At 56.0% G+C, this 13,861-nt stretch carries 15 protein-coding genes; 11 read left to right on the plus strand and 4 right to left on the minus strand.

The features are described from left to right. Positions 1–115 precede the first annotated feature (115 nt). From dalD to B9Y90_RS00670, 3 genes are all read left to right on the plus strand, one after another. Complete coding sequence (dalD, locus tag B9Y90_RS00660) at positions 116–1,510, plus strand: D-arabinitol 4-dehydrogenase (protein ID WP_085539899.1); 1,395 nt, start codon at positions 116–118, stop codon at positions 1,508–1,510. A 9-nt stretch (positions 1,511–1,519) separates the two neighbouring features. Next, positions 1,520–2,986 (plus strand): xylulokinase, encoded by a 1,467-nt coding sequence (gene xylB, locus B9Y90_RS00665; protein ID WP_085539900.1) that lies wholly within the window; start codon positions 1,520–1,522, stop codon positions 2,984–2,986. A gap of 62 nt (positions 2,987–3,048) precedes the next feature. Then, positions 3,049–4,326, plus strand: a complete 1,278-nt coding sequence (locus B9Y90_RS00670; RefSeq protein WP_039295557.1) for an MFS transporter — start codon at positions 3,049–3,051, stop codon at positions 4,324–4,326. 36 nt (positions 4,327–4,362) lie between these two features. Here the strand turns inward: B9Y90_RS00670 and B9Y90_RS00675 are convergent, their stop codons facing one another. The 3 genes from B9Y90_RS00675 to yfcG form a co-directional block, all read right to left on the minus strand. Next, entirely contained in the window at positions 4,363–5,256 is an 894-nt protein-coding gene (locus B9Y90_RS00675) for a TIGR01777 family oxidoreductase (RefSeq protein ID WP_085539901.1), read from the minus strand. Positions 5,257–5,278: 22 nt separating this feature from the next. Further along, complete coding sequence (gene folX, locus B9Y90_RS00680; protein ID WP_176227830.1) at positions 5,279–5,638, minus strand: dihydroneopterin triphosphate 2'-epimerase; 360 nt, start codon at positions 5,636–5,638, stop codon at positions 5,279–5,281. Between the two features lie 77 nt (positions 5,639–5,715). Then, entirely contained in the window at positions 5,716–6,345 is a 630-nt protein-coding gene (gene yfcG / locus B9Y90_RS00685) for a GSH-dependent disulfide bond oxidoreductase (RefSeq protein ID WP_085539903.1), read from the minus strand. Between the two features lie 151 nt (positions 6,346–6,496). Between yfcG and yfcF the strand changes: the two genes are divergently transcribed. The 3 genes from yfcF to yfcD are packed head-to-tail and all read left to right on the plus strand — an operon-like array spanning position 6,497 to position 8,357. Continuing rightward, positions 6,497–7,141 (plus strand): glutathione transferase, encoded by a 645-nt coding sequence (gene yfcF / locus B9Y90_RS00690; protein ID WP_085539904.1) that lies wholly within the window; start codon positions 6,497–6,499, stop codon positions 7,139–7,141. A gap of 57 nt (positions 7,142–7,198) precedes the next feature. Further along, positions 7,199–7,750: a phosphodiesterase gene (gene yfcE / locus B9Y90_RS00695; RefSeq protein ID WP_085539905.1), complete on the plus strand. Its 552-nt coding sequence runs from the start codon at positions 7,199–7,201 to the stop codon at positions 7,748–7,750. A gap of 58 nt (positions 7,751–7,808) precedes the next feature. Next, positions 7,809–8,357 carry an NUDIX hydrolase YfcD gene (gene yfcD / locus B9Y90_RS00700; RefSeq protein ID WP_085539906.1) on the plus strand — a complete coding sequence of 183 codons (549 nt, stop codon included), beginning with the start codon at positions 7,809–7,811 and terminating at the stop codon, positions 8,355–8,357. Between the two features lie 56 nt (positions 8,358–8,413). Here the strand turns inward: yfcD and B9Y90_RS00705 are convergent, their stop codons facing one another. Beyond that, complete coding sequence (locus B9Y90_RS00705) at positions 8,414–9,433, minus strand: LacI family DNA-binding transcriptional regulator (RefSeq protein ID WP_039295550.1); 1,020 nt, start codon at positions 9,431–9,433, stop codon at positions 8,414–8,416. A 256-nt stretch (positions 9,434–9,689) separates the two neighbouring features. On the opposite strand from B9Y90_RS00705, the gene B9Y90_RS00710 reads away from it, so the two are divergent. From B9Y90_RS00710 to B9Y90_RS00730, 5 genes are all read left to right on the plus strand, one after another. Next, positions 9,690–10,133 (plus strand): PTS sugar transporter subunit IIA, encoded by a 444-nt coding sequence (locus B9Y90_RS00710; protein WP_085539907.1) that lies wholly within the window; start codon positions 9,690–9,692, stop codon positions 10,131–10,133. An 85-nt stretch (positions 10,134–10,218) separates the two neighbouring features. Then, complete coding sequence (locus B9Y90_RS00715; RefSeq protein WP_008459751.1) at positions 10,219–10,491, plus strand: PTS sugar transporter subunit IIB; 273 nt, start codon at positions 10,219–10,221, stop codon at positions 10,489–10,491. Between the two features lie 151 nt (positions 10,492–10,642). After that, entirely contained in the window at positions 10,643–12,034 is a 1,392-nt protein-coding gene (locus B9Y90_RS00720; protein WP_085539908.1) for a PTS ascorbate transporter subunit IIC, read from the plus strand. Next, the gene (locus B9Y90_RS00725; protein WP_085539909.1) at positions 12,034–12,867 is read left to right on the plus strand and encodes a transketolase; all 834 of its coding nucleotides are present in this window, start codon (positions 12,034–12,036) and stop codon (positions 12,865–12,867) included. The genes B9Y90_RS00720 and B9Y90_RS00725 overlap by 1 nt, the downstream gene beginning before the upstream one ends. Next, positions 12,860–13,813 (plus strand): transketolase family protein, encoded by a 954-nt coding sequence (locus B9Y90_RS00730; RefSeq protein WP_085539910.1) that lies wholly within the window; start codon positions 12,860–12,862, stop codon positions 13,811–13,813. The genes B9Y90_RS00725 and B9Y90_RS00730 overlap by 8 nt, the downstream gene beginning before the upstream one ends. Positions 13,814–13,861 lie beyond the last annotated feature (48 nt).

Genomic DNA, 13,861 nt, shown 5'->3' on the forward strand with positions numbered 1-13,861 from the left:
GGCAAATGTTGTCTGTGTGAGTTTGATCTCAGAAAGACGGCGCCTGCCGCAACTAGACTATAACAAACGGGCAAATGCCCTAAAAAATGACAAATGCTTAAATATGAGGTGAATCATGACGACGAAATCGGTATGGATGCATATTGGCGCAGGCTCTTTCCACCGTGCCCATCAGGCGTGGTATCTCAATCAGCTGCACAAGCAGGGCGATGACGGCTGGAGTATTTCGCTGGGAAATATCCGTAATGATGCCGGTGAGCTGCTGAATCAACTGGCGGCACAGCGTGGCGAATATGTGCTGGAAACCGTCACACCGGAAGGCGAGCGTGCCTACGAAAAGATCGCTTCTATACGCAAAGTGCTGCCGTGGGATAAAGAGATCAGTGCTCTGGTTGAAGAGGGCGCCAAAGCCTCGACCCGCGTGATTGGCTTTACCGTCACCGAAGCCGGGTATTACCTGACGCCGCAGCACGAGCTGGACGTTCATCAGCCTGATGTCAAAGCCGATCTTACCGGAGGAATGACGACGCTTTACGGCGCGCTCAGCCGCATTCTGCACCAGCGTATGAGCAACGGCGGTGAGCCGGTAACGCTGCTCAACTGCGATAACCTGCGCCACAACGGCGAACGCTTCCGCCACGGTTTTCTGTCGTTCCTGAAGGCGAAGGGCGACCACGCTCTGTTTGACTGGGTGACCACCCACACCGTGTCGCCTAACACCATGGTTGACCGTATTACTCCTCGCCCTACTGCGGATATTGCCCCACGGGTGAAAGCGGCTACCGGGTTCGACGACAAGGTGCCGGTGATGGGGGAATCGTTTATTCAGTGGGTTATCGAGGACAACTTTATCAACGGTCGCCCGCCGCTTGAGAACGTTGGTGTCGAAATGGTGAAATCCGTGCTGCCCTATGAAGAGGCAAAAATCCGCATTCTGAACGCCAGCCATAGCTGTATTGCCTGGGCGGGGACGCTGACCGGCTTGAGTTACATCGATGAAAGCACCGTGCAGCAGCCGATTAGGCAGATGGCGTGGGATTACGTCACGGAGGATGTCATTCCTTCGCTATCGCCGAGCCCGCTGGACCTGGCTGAGTATCGTGATGTGGTCCTGGCCCGCTTTAGGAATCCGTATATCAAAGATACCAACCAGCGCGTGGTGGCCGACGGCTTGTCCAAGATCCCTGGCTTTATTACCCCGACGCTGATCGAGTGCTATCAGCGAGGTGAGGAGCCAGCGGCAACGGCGGTTCTGCCCGCGCTGTTTTTCCTGTTCCTGCAGCGCTGGGCGAACGGCCAACTGCCTTATGAGTACCAGGACGGCGTCATGCAAGACGACGCGATTCGGGCTTTGTTCGCCGCGCCTGAGCCGCTCAAGGCCTTTGTCAGCGACGAAACTTTGTTTGCCGAACTCGCTCATTCCTCCGCTTTCCATGAACTGATGGCTCGTACGGTCACTCGCCTTGAGACGTGGATCAAGTCTCCGCAATCACCTCTGGCTGCTGCTTAAGGAGGCACTATGTATCTTGGCATCGATATCGGCACCTCTGAACTAAAGGCTTTGCTGATTGACGGGCAGGGCGAAATTTTAGGCTCTGCTCATGCGGCATTAACCGTTCAGCGCCCGCATTTGCACTGGGCCGAGCAGGATCCTGAGGCCTGGTGGCAGGCGACGCAGCAGGTCGTCTCTACGCTGCGCCAGCAAATGCCTGAGGCCTGGGCGCAAATTCGTGCTATTGGCTTGTCCGGGCAGATGCACGGTGCGGTGCTGCTGGACAACCAGGGAAAAGTGCTGCGCCCCTGCATTCTGTGGAACGACACGCGCAGCGCCGGGCAATGCGCTCGGCTCACTGCAGAACACCCTGAATTTCTGACCATCAGCGGCAATCTGGTGATGCCCGGTTTTACCGCCCCGAAGCTACGGTGGGTGGCGGAGCATGAACCGGAAATCTTTTCCCGCGTGGATAAGGTGCTGCTGCCGAAAGACTACCTTCGCTGGAGGTTGAGCGGTGAGTTTGTCTCTGACCCGTCAGACGCCGCCGGAACTCTGTGGCTGGACGTGGCAAAGCGCGACTGGTCAGACAAATTGCTGGCGGCGACTGGGCTGACTCGCAGCCAGATGCCACGTCTGGTAGAGGGCAGCGAAGCCAGTGCCGTTTTACGTTCCGCTCTGGCAACTGAGTGGGGGCTTAGCTCCGGTGTCAAAATCGCCGGCGGCGGGGGCGATAACGCTACCTCGGCAGTAGGCGTTGGTGCGGTGAAAAACGGCGACGCGTTTATTTCGCTCGGCACGTCCGGCGTTATCTTTGTGGTTAACGACGAGCTGCAAACCCGCCCTGAATCCGGCGTGCATGCCTTTTGCCACGCTTTACCTCAGCGCTGGCACCAGATGAGCGTGATGCTCAGCGCCGCCAGCTGTTTGCGCTGGGTGTGTAATCTGCTGTCGGTCACTGAAAGCCAGCTCATGGAGGAGATGGCCGGGCTGAGCGACGAGCAGAAAAAGCATGCGCCTGTTTTCCTGCCTTATCTGTCAGGGGAGCGCACGCCGCACAACGATGCTCACGCCATGGGGAGTTTCTTTGCGCTAAACCATGAAACCAGCCGTGCCTTGCTGGGGTATTCGGTGATTGAGGGCGTGACCTTTGGCCTGGCGGACGGCATGGCGGTGCTGGAGACGTCCCGCAGCCAGATTACCCAATGCAGCCTGACCGGCGGAGGGGCGCGCAGCGCCATCTGGGCGCAGCTGATTGCCGACGTGCTGGATGTGCCGATTGTGACGCATCCGGCGAGTTCCTCCGGCGCGCTCGGCGCAGCTCGTCTTGGCTGGCTGGCCGACGGCGGTGTGGAAGAAGTGGTTTGCCGCAAGCCTCCCGTCCAGCAGCGTTTCACACCGCGCAAAGCCGTACAGAAGGTGCTGCAACAGCGTTTGTCCGTGTTCCACCTGCTTTACCAACAACAAAAAGCCGCTCGTAAGCTGCTGCCCTGACCGCCCTCCCGGCGGCCTTTCCGCTGCCGGGAACCCTGTACCCGAGAACGAGGAAGAGTGTTATGCAATCTAAACACTACTGGTTTGGTTTACCTAAACATCTGCTGTGGGGATTTATCGCCATCGCTATTTTTATGAGCGGCGATGGTTTCGAAATGGCGTTTTTGTCTAAGCACATTACCGACATGGGCTTTACGCCTGCGGAATCGGCGATGGTGTTTACCCTGTATGGTCTTGCGGCAGGCCTGGCGGCCTGGGCTTCCGGCGTAGTCGCTGAGCTTATCACCCCGCAAAAAGCGATGCTGATTGGTTTTGTGACCTGGGTAGTGATGCACGCATTGTTTATGACGCTCGGCCTCGGGATGCGTAACTACCCACTGATGCTGCTGTTCTACGGCATTCGCGGCCTGGCCTATCCGCTGTTTATCTACTCCTTCATGTTGATGCTGGTGCAGGTGGTACCGCGTGAGAGGCTGGCGGCGGCGACCGGCTGGTTCTGGGCGATGTACTCTATCGGTATCGGCGTGGTGGGGAGTTATCTGCCAAGCCTGACTATCCCGGCATTTGGCGAAACGGGGACGCTGTGGATGGCCATTGCCTGGGTAACGGGAGGGGGGCTGATTGCTTTCTTCAGCCTGCGTAATGTGCCGGTTGACCGCTCGCGGGTCAATCTGCCGCTGCGCGAGAAAATGACGGAGATGTCGCGGGCGGTGACCATTCTGTTCAGCAACCGTGACGTGTTTTACGCCTGTCTTATCCGCATTATTAATACGCTGTCGCTGTTTGGCTTTGCGATAGTGATGCCGCTGTTGTTTGTTGACCGTCTCGGTTTCACGATTTCAGAATGGCTGCAAATCTGGGCGGTGTTCTTCTTTGTCACCATTTTCACCAATATCTTTTGGGGAATTATGGGGGAGTACATCGGCTGGATCCGCCAGGTACGCTGGTTTGGCTGTTTAGGTATGGCGATTTCCAGCCTGACGTTTTACTACCTGCCGGTGTGGGTGGGGCATAACTTCTGGGTCGCGCTGATCCCGGCTGTCATGCTCGGCACCTTTGTGGCGGCGTTTGTGCCAATGACAGCGGTGTTTCCAACGCTGGAACCCCATCATCGCGGAGCGGCCATTTCCATTTATAACCTGTCTGCGGGGATGAGCAACTTTGTGGCACCGGCTATTGCGTCACTGATTCTGCCGTTTTTCGACATTGTGGGCGTAGTTTGGGCGTACACAGGGCTGTATCTGTTCGCGGGTGTGCTGACGTTTATCATCAAAGTCCCGCAGCCGAAACGGGTGAAGGATAAAGCTGACGCGGGGAAAATGAGCCCCGTGGAGCAGTAAAATGAAAAAGTCGGGTAATTACCCGACTTTTTGCTGTCAGCGAATTACATCCGCCAGCGCTTCGTCTAAGTCAAACCAGCGGAAACCAAAGCCTGACTCTTCCAGCCGTTTAGGCAGCGCACGTTGTCCGCCGAGCACTAACACGGAAGATTCCCCCATTAGCAGGCGAATCGCCGTAGCCGGGGCGCGAAGTATCGCCGGGCGCTTGAGGGCATGGCCGAGAGCATGGGAAAACTGTTCGTTGCGAACCGGGTAAGGGGAAACCATATTAAACGGCCCGCGCAGGTCGTTATCCAGCAGCCAGAGAATACCGTTCACCATATCGTCGATGTGGACCCATGCCAGGTACTGTCTACCATTGCCAATGGGGCCGCCCAGCCCCAGCCGGAACAGCGGCAGCATTTTGGCCAGAATCCCGCCTTTGGGGGCTAATACAACGCCGGTGCGTAACAGGCAAACTCGCGTAGCTTCACTTTGCGCGCCGCAGGCAATTTGCTCCCAGCGGGCGCAAAGCTTGTGGGTGAATTCGTTGTGGGGAGGTTCGTCTTCGGTGACGACCACTTCGCCAAGGTCGCCGTAATAGCCGGTGGCTGAACCGGAAATGAAGACTTTGGGTGGTTGCTGGCTGGCCTTAAACAGCTCGACCAGCCGCTCGGTGATTTGCCAGCGGCTCTGGCACAGGCGCTGCTTTTGCTCCTCGCTCCAGCGTTTATCGGCGATCGGCTCTCCGGCCAGGTTGATGACCGCGTCAAAGGTGTCGAGATTCTGTAAGCCGTCGAGCCCTTTGAGCAGCGCAACGCGATTATCCAGCCGCTTGCGGGCCTTTTCCGGCGCGCGCGTGACGACCGAAACAGTATGGCCGAGCTCGAGCAGGCGAGCTGTCAGGTGGCGGCCAATCAGCCCACTGCCGCCGGTAATCAGGATCTCCATACTTTTCTCCCACTGGACGCGCTTATCGCCGCCAGCTCAGGGTCATGGATACCGAGTCGGCGTAGCGGAGCGCGTGAAGTTTATCGATCTCTACTTCAGCATATGTCACCCATGGGTGGGCGCATGCGATGTTCAGCACATCCTGAGTTAATTTTTCCAGCAGGGAGAAGCGGTTATTCTCAACCAACTGGATGATTTCTTTGGTCACGGTGCGGTAGTTCAGCGCGTCGTTGATGTCCTCGCTCTCCCTGGCTTTGCCCGCAGGGTAGTGGAGGACGACGTTAATCACGACATCCTGCCGGTTGGCGATCTCTTCTTCTTTGATACCAATAAAAGTCCGCAGGCGCAGGTTTTTAATGCGAATAATGGCGTCTGGTTGCATGGATGACATTGCAGGTTCCTTATTAGTCTTTTCCCGCCACAGGATACACCAGTGCGGGAAAAAACCTGAACCGGGGATTACGCCTTCTCTGCCCGCTGGTAAGCCTTCACGGTGGCAGGTCGGGTGCGGATCCGCTCAAACCAGTTCCTTACCGCCGGGAAATTGGCGAGATCAACGCGCTGGCGCTCATGGGACACCACCCAGGGATACGTCGCGATATCCGCAATGCTGTAATCATGGCCGCCAAGCCACGGGGCTTTCTCGAGTTGCTTATTGAGTACGCCGTAAAGGCGCTGGGTTTCGACCTGATAGCGCTCGATAGCATAAGGGACGGGCTGCGGAGCAAAGTGGTTGAAATGATGGTTCTGGCCCAGCATCGGGCCGAAGCCGCCGACCTGCCAGAAAAGCCACTGCAGCGTGGCGTTGCGGGCGCGCAGTTCTTTGCTGAGGAGTAACCCGGTTTTGTCCGCCAGATAAAGCAAAATTTCGCCGGACTCAAAGAGGCTTAGAGGCTCGCCGCCGTCGGCTGGTTTGTTATCCACGATGGCAGGAATTTTATTATTCGGTGAGATAGTCAGAAAATCCGGGCGAAACTGTTCGCCTTTGCCGATATCGACCCGGTGGATTTTGTACTCCAGGCCAGCCTCTTCAAGAAACAGGGTAATTTTATGGCCGTTTGGGGTAGGCGCATAATAAAGTTCGATCATGGTCACTCCAGGGTTTAGTCCATTTTGGCAAATGTTTCGAGTATAGAAGTTATTGCTATTTCTGCACCGGAATGGTGCGTTTTAAGCGGATGACAAAACGATTTTTTCGCTCTATGTTCAATAACCTGTCGCGCGAATAAGTGAGGATATGATGAGCCAGCCTGCCATTACGTTGTGGACCGATAGCCAGTGTTTCAGCCCCTATGTGCTTTCCGTTTTTGTTGCGCTGAAAGAAAAAGGCCTCGCCTTTGCTTTGCAAACTGTCGACCTCGCCAGCGGCCAGAATTTAAAGCCGGGCTGGAAAGGGTTTGATCTGACTCGCCGGGTGCCGGTACTGGCGGTCGGCGATTTTGTGCTCAGCGAATCCTCCGCTATTGATGAGTATCTGGAAGAGCGCTTTGCGCCTCCGACGTGGGAACGTATCTATCCTCACGATATTGAAAAACGCGCCCGGGCGCGGCAGGTGCAGGCGTGGCTGCGCAGTGACTTAATGCCTATTCGGGAAGAGCGCTCTACCGCCGTGGTCTTTGCCGGCGAGAAGAAACCAGCGCTAAGCCCGGCGGGTCTTCAGGCTGCAGAGAAGTTGATCGCTACCGCAGAGCATTTGCTCCCGCAAGGGCAGCAGAATTTGTTTGGTGAATGGTCTATCGCCGACACCGACCTGGCGCTGATGCTCAACCGTCTGATTCTGAACGGAGATGAAGTCCCTGCGCGGCTGAAAGAGTATGCCAGCTTCCAGTGGCAGCGCGCGTCGGTACAGCTTTGGCTGGCGCAGTCGGCCAAAAACGCGGGCTGATAGCGGGCAGGGAATTCGTTATCATTGGCGGATTGTCATTACTGGAGCCAGGGATAAATGAAACTGATGTTTGCTTCGGACCTTCACGGTTCGCTACCCGCCACGGAAAAAGTTCTGGAACGTTTCGCGCGCAGCGGCGCGAAATGGCTGGTTATTCTGGGCGACTTACTGAATCACGGCCCTCGGAACGCGCTGCCCGAAGGCTACAATCCCCCGGCGGTGGCGCAGTGCCTGAATAGCGTTGCCGATAAGATTATCGCGGTGCGCGGAAACTGCGACAGCGAAGTGGACCAGATGCTGCTCCAGTTTCCGATTACCGCCCCCTGGCAGCAGGTTTTGCTGGTGCAGCAGCGGCTTTTCCTGACCCACGGGCATCTCTATCATCCTGGGCATTTGCCACCGCTGTCCGCTGGCGATGTTCTGATTTTCGGCCATACGCATCTTCCGGTTGCAGAAAAGCACGAACAGATCTATTTGTTTAATCCAGGCTCTGTCAGCATACCGAAGGGCGGTTTTGAGGCCAGTTACGGGATGCTGGATGATGGCGTTCTGACCGTTCGCACGCTGGAGAGTGATGGGGTTATTGCACAGGTGCGTATTACCCCGTAACGTTGACAGGTTAATCCAATAACGCGCCGTAAGAGCGCCCCTGAATAAGGTTTCCCTGATGGTGGAACAGAGTCATTTTGTCGGCACGGAATGGGTAGATATTGTGAATGAGGACAATGAGGTCATCGCACAGGCAAGCCGCGAGCAAATGCGTGCGCAGCGGCTGCGTCATCGCGCGACCTATATTGTTGTTCACGATGGCATGGGCAAAATTCTGGTGCAGCGTCGCACCGAAATTAAAGATTTCATGCCGGGCATGCTGGATGCTACCGCAGGCGGCGTCGTACAGGCGGATGAACAAATGCTGGAGTCAGCTCGCCGCGAGGCGGAAGAAGAGCTGGGTATTGCCGGCGTACCGTTCGCGGAACACGGGCAGTTCTACTTCGAAGACGATAGCTGCCGCGTTTGGGGCGGGCTTTTTAGCTGCGTGTCCCACGGGCCTTTCGCACTGCAGGAAGAAGAAGTCAGTGAAGTGAGTTGGATGTCCCCGGAAGAGATCACCGCGCGCTGCGACGAATTTACCCCTGATTCGCTGAAGGCGCTGGCGCTGTGGATGACCCGCAATGCCAAAAATGAGTCACAACCGCAAAGCGAAGAGAGCGAGTAGTTTTTACCCTCACCCCGATCCTCTTCCGACCAGGAAGGGACCTGGGTGAGGGAAAATCAGCAACTGTCCCGCATACACAGCGATGACGCGATAGTCGGGCTTCTGTCCCACTCTTCTTCGTTAATTCTTGCCAGCAGCGCCCGTCCGGCTTCAATCCCAATCTTACGATGCGGTACCGCAATGGTGGTCAGCGCAGGCTGGCAGACGCGGCTTACGTCACTGTCGCCAAACCCAACGATGGCTAAGTCGTCAGGAACTTTGATACGCCTGCGCTGGCACTCGTACAGCGCGCCGCAGGCCAGTTCATCCGATACGCAGACCAGCGCATCCAGCTCCGGCCAGGCCAACAGAAACTCAGGTAGCTGTGCGGCCCCGGTGGAGAAAGTCGGCGGGGCGGCAGCGTTGATTACCCTGTTGGGCGACATATGGTGGCGCAGCATCGCCTTGTACCAGCCCTGAAGGTGCTGCTGGAAAATCCACTGTTCCTGGTTCGCGCACAGCAGCCCGATGTTCTGATAGCCGCGGTGGATGAGCATTTCCGTCAGTTCAAACATGGCGGCGACGTTATCAATGCCGATGTTCATGTCCAGCGGATCGACGCGGGTGGCACCTATTTCGAGCACAGGAATGCTGGCGTGCTTCAGCCAGCCTCGCACCGTGTCGCTGTGTTCAACGCTCAGTAGGATCGCCGCGGCAATGTTGGAGGCCAGCAGCGTTTCCAGCAGCTTCTCTTCCTGTTCCAGCCGGTGCTGGGACTCCGCAAGGACTATCTGATACCCCGCAGGCTGCAGCACCTGCTGCAGGCCGGCAAACATTTCACTGCAGCCGGATTCCGCCAGACTTGGGACCACCATCGCAATGGTGTACGAGGAGGCTGAGGCCAGTGCGCTTGCCGCAAGGTTGGGCATGTAACCCAGCTCTGAAACCGCCGCTTCGATTTTTTCGCGTAATTTGTCGGAAACCTGCTCCGGGGTTCTTAGCGCTCGCGAAACGGTCATGGTACCGACGCCGGCGAGCTGAGCCACATCTGCAAGCGTCACCTTACCGGTACTTCGCCGCTTTCGGGTTATGGACATTGTGATTCCTGATTCTCGACCTGAAAAACGCCAGGCTGACGTTGGCCCCTGAAAAAGAAGGGGAAATATCGTTCAAGTATACGCCTGAAATCGTGCGCCTTAATGCGATTTAACACAATGATTGCAATTTGATAGCGCTATCACAAAATCGAGTGATAGTTATTGGTAGCGCTATCTTTGTGATATCAATCACAGTTAAACCCAGGGCCGTTGAATAAAGTTTGCCCATCATCCATGTCGATTTCGAGAGGTTATCGTGCTCAACCAATGGCTGCATCCGCAGACTATTCAGCTTCATGACGAGGTCGCAAACTGGCAGCAGGCGCTGGAGATTAGCGCCCGGCCACTGCTGGACGCGGGGATTATCGCCCCCCATTACCTGACGGCCATTATGCAGCAGCATCAAAAACTGGGGCCGTACTATGTGCTGGCGCCGGGCCTGGCAATGCCGCATGCACGTCCGGAAGAGGGGGCGACCGGGCTTGGCCTCTCACTGTTGAAGCTGAGGCAGGGCGTTAGCTTTCATTCTGAGAGGAACGACCCGGTGGACGTCATTATTATGCTGGCGGCCCCGGACAGCCATAGTCACATTGAAATGATTTCCGCGCTCGCTGAGCTATTTTCCAGCGACGAAGATATGGCGTTACTGCATCAGGCCAATAACCTGGAGGAAATACAAAAAATAATTAATCGATTCTGATTTTTTAATTTAACACCATAGGTTTTTACGTTGCATTGAAAAATGCGATGCGCTCTTACTCTACTAAAAGTATAAGGTACACAAGATGAAGATAATGGCAATCTGCGGTTCCGGTCTCGGCAGTAGTTTTATGGTCGAAATGAATATTAAAAAAGTGCTTAAAAAACTCAATATTGAGGCAGAGGTCGAACACTCGGATTTATCCTCCGCCACCCCGGACGCGGCAGATGTGTTTGTGATGGCGAAAGATATTGCCGCTAGTGCGCGCCTGCCGGACAGTCAGCTGGTGGTGATCAACAACATCATCGACATCAATGAGCTGGAAAATAAGCTGAGCGCTTATTTTGCGGGTCGTTAATCATAATAATATATAGCCAAAATAATTCGAATTGTAGGCAGGCGACAAGCTCAGGCATCTCAGGAGTTTACACCAAGTAAATGACTGGGAGGAGTGAGTGCAGTCAACGCACCTGTGGTTCGAAGTATGACGGATATGAGCGGAGGCGGATATGTTTATCCTTGGCACGCTGAATTTTATTGTTGATATTTTGAAGGTCCCGGCCATTCTTGTCGGGCTGATAGCATTAATTGGCCTTGTTGCGCAAAAGAAGTCATTTTCTGATGTGGTAAAAGGATCAATTAAAACCGTATTAGGTTTTATTGTTATGGGCGGCGGTGCCACCGTATTAGTGGGGTCTTTGAATCCACTGGGCGGTATGTTTGAACACGCCTTTAATATTCAGGGTATTATTCCTAATAATGAGGCGATTGTTTCTATCGCGCTGGAGAAATACGGGGCATCCACGGCGCTGATCATGGCCTTCGGGATGGTGGCGAACATTATTGTGGCTCGCTTTACCCGCCTGAAGTACATCTTCCTGACCGGGCACCACACGTTCTACATGGCGTGCATGATAAGCGTCATCCTGACCGTGGCGGGCTTTGAAGGCGTGGCGCTGGTGTTTACCGGCTCGCTGATCCTTGGCCTGATCATGGCGTTCTTCCCGGCCATTGCGCAGCGCTATATGCGCCGCATCACCGGCACCGACGATATCGGCTTTGGCCACTTCGGTACGCTGGGCTACGTGCTGTCCGGCTGGATCGGCAGCAAGTGCGGCAAAGGTTCGCGCTCAACGGAAGAGATGAACCTGCCGAAGAACCTCAGCTTCCTGCGTGACAGCTCAATCTCTATTTCCCTGACCATGATTGTTATCTACATGATCCTCGCGATTTGTGCAGGCCAGGCTTATGTAGAAGAGAAGCTTAGCGGCGGCCAGAACTTCCTGGTTTACTCCATTATTCAGGCGATTACCTTTGCGGCGGGGGTGTTCATCATCCTGCAGGGTGTGCGCTTGATTCTGGCAGAAATCGTCCCGGCATTTACCGGTTTCTCCGAGAAACTGGTGCCTAATGCTCGCCCGGCGCTGGACTGCCCGGTGGTTTACCCCTATGCGCCAAATGCCGTGCTGGTGGGCTTCCTGTTCAGCTTCCTCGGCGGCCTGGTGGGCCTGTTCCTGCTGGGGCAGATGAAGCTGGTGCTGATTTTGCCGGGTGTGGTGCCTCACTTCTTTACCGGGGCGACAGCGGGCGTGTTTGGTAACGCTACCGGCGGCCGTCGTGGCGCGATGGTGGGGGCTTTTGCCAACGGGCTGCTGATCACCTTCCTGCCAGTGCTGCTGCTGCCTGTCCTGGGTGCGCTGGGCTTCGCCAACACAACTTTCTCCGACGCTGATTTCGGCGTGGTGGGGATTATCCTCGGCAATCTTGCACGCTTCCTGTCACCTGCGGCGATTACCGCAGTGGTGGTGGCCGTATTTGCGGTACTGGTCGGGTTCAACTATCTGGGCAAAGGAAAAGGCACTCCTGCCGTACACACTGAAGACAATACGGGGGCTAAATAATGAATGAACTGGCAGACGTCACGCGGTTTGCGCGCGACATCCGGGTAGAGACGTTGAAAGCGCTCACCCAACTGGGGTTTGGCCATTACGGCGGCAGCATGTCGGTGGTTGAGACGCTGGCTGTGCTGTACGGCGACGTGATGAATATCGATCCGGGCGACCCTGACTGGGCTGAACGCGACTACTTTGTGCTGTCGAAGGGGCATGCTGGCCCGGCGCTGTACAGCACGCTGGCGATGAAAGGCTATTTTCCGGTGGAGCAATTGGCCACGCTGAACCAGAACGGTACCAGCCTGCCTAGCCACCCCGATCGCCTGAAAACGCGCGGCGTGGATGCGACCACCGGTTCACTGGGGCAGGGGATTTCTATTGCTGCCGGTATGGCGCTGTCCCACAAGCTGGCACAGCGTCGCAACCGGGTATTCAGCATCGTTGGCGACGGCGAGCTGAACGAGGGGCAGTGCTGGGAGGCTTTCCAGTTTATTGCTCATCATCGTCTTAACAATCTGACGGTGTTCGTGGACTGGAACAAACAGCAGCTGGACGGCGAGCTGGACGAAATCATCTGTGCTTTCGATCTGGCAGAGAAGTTTAGCGCCTTCGGGTTTGACGTGGTGCAGGTGAAAGGCGATGACATTGCCGGTTTGCTGGCGGCGGTAAAACCCGTTCGCAGCAGCGAACAGCGTCCTTTGCTGGTGATCCTCGACAGCATTAAAGGGCAAGGGGTGCCGTATCTTGAGCAACTGGGGAACTCACACCATCTCCGCCTGACGGAGCAGTCAAAACAGGCGCTGGAGCAGGCCATCGCGCAACTGGAGGCGGCACATGATTAAGGTAAGTCAGAGCGGCGGCCAGGACGCCGTAGAGATGCGTAAAGTCTACGCCGGGTTTGTTCAGCAGCAGATTGGCGAAGGCACCGGGATCATCGCGCTGGAAGCTGACCTGATGAGTTCGATGGCGATGGATGGCGTGCAGCGAGATAACCCGCAGCATGTGATTAACTGCGGCATCATGGAAGCCAACGTGATTGGCGTGGCGGCGGGTCTGTCACTGACCGGGCGCAAGCCGTTCGTCCACACCTTTACCGCCTTCGCCAGCCGCCGCTGCTTTGACCAGCTGTTTATGTCGCTGGATTACCAGCGGAATAACGTCAAGGTGATTGCTTCCGACGCCGGGGTGACGGCCTGCCATAACGGTGGGACCCATATGTCGTTTGAAGATATGGGCATTGTTCGCGGGCTGGCGCATTCTGTTGTACTGGAAGTGACTGATGCGGTGATGTTTAAAGATATTCTGCGTCAGCTGATCGAGCTGGAAGGCTTCTACTGGGTGCGGACTATTCGCAAGCAGGCGGCGACGGTGTATGAGGAAGGTTCAACGTTCACCATTGGCAAAGGTAATGTGCTGCGTGAGGGAACGGATATCACGCTGATCGCCAACGGTATTATGGTTGCCGAAGCGGTAAAAGCGGCTCAGCAGCTGGAGCAGGAAGGGGTTAGCGCGGCGGTCATTGACATGTTCACCCTCAAGCCTATCGACCGCATGCTGGTGAAGAATTACGCCGAAAAAACCGGCCGAATTGTGACCTGTGAAAACCACAGTATTCACAACGGGCTGGGGTCGGCGGTGGCGGAAGTGCTGGTGGAAACCTGCCCGGTGCCGATGCGCAGAGTCGGCGTGAAGGAGCGTTACGGCCAGGTCGGGACTCAGGATTTCCTGCAGCAGGAATATGGCCTGACGGCGGCAGATATCGTGAAAGCGGCGAAAGAACTGCTGTAGCGGTTAAAGGTGACAGAAAAAGAAAAGGCGGCCAGATGGCTGCCTTTT

Origin of the sequence: Cedecea sp. NFIX57, assembly GCF_900177785.1 — a bacterium.
Lineage (GTDB): Bacteria > Pseudomonadota > Gammaproteobacteria > Enterobacterales > Enterobacteriaceae > Cedecea > Cedecea neteri_C.

Coding starts and splice junctions, on each gene's coding strand:
- yfcF (WP_085539904.1), top strand. CDS start 6,497: ATGAGCCAGCCTGCCATTACGTTGTGGACCGATAGCCAGTGTTTCAGC.
- B9Y90_RS00720 (WP_085539908.1), top strand. CDS start 10,643: ATGTTTATCCTTGGCACGCTGAATTTTATTGTTGATATTTTGAAGGTC.
- xylB (WP_085539900.1), top strand. CDS start 1,520: ATGTATCTTGGCATCGATATCGGCACCTCTGAACTAAAGGCTTTGCTG.
- folX (WP_176227830.1), bottom strand. CDS start 5,638: ATGCAACCAGACGCCATTATTCGCATTAAAAACCTGCGCCTGCGGACT.
- B9Y90_RS00705 (WP_039295550.1), bottom strand. CDS start 9,433: ATGTCCATAACCCGAAAGCGGCGAAGTACCGGTAAGGTGACGCTTGCA.
- B9Y90_RS00670 (WP_039295557.1), top strand. CDS start 3,049: ATGCAATCTAAACACTACTGGTTTGGTTTACCTAAACATCTGCTGTGG.
- dalD (WP_085539899.1), top strand. CDS start 116: ATGACGACGAAATCGGTATGGATGCATATTGGCGCAGGCTCTTTCCAC.
- B9Y90_RS00730 (WP_085539910.1), top strand. CDS start 12,860: ATGATTAAGGTAAGTCAGAGCGGCGGCCAGGACGCCGTAGAGATGCGT.
- yfcG (WP_085539903.1), bottom strand. CDS start 6,345: ATGATCGAACTTTATTATGCGCCTACCCCAAACGGCCATAAAATTACC.
- yfcE (WP_085539905.1), top strand. CDS start 7,199: ATGAAACTGATGTTTGCTTCGGACCTTCACGGTTCGCTACCCGCCACG.
- B9Y90_RS00675 (WP_085539901.1), bottom strand. CDS start 5,256: ATGGAGATCCTGATTACCGGCGGCAGTGGGCTGATTGGCCGCCACCTG.
- yfcD (WP_085539906.1), top strand. CDS start 7,809: ATGGTGGAACAGAGTCATTTTGTCGGCACGGAATGGGTAGATATTGTG.
- B9Y90_RS00715 (WP_008459751.1), top strand. CDS start 10,219: ATGAAGATAATGGCAATCTGCGGTTCCGGTCTCGGCAGTAGTTTTATG.
- B9Y90_RS00725 (WP_085539909.1), top strand. CDS start 12,034: ATGAATGAACTGGCAGACGTCACGCGGTTTGCGCGCGACATCCGGGTA.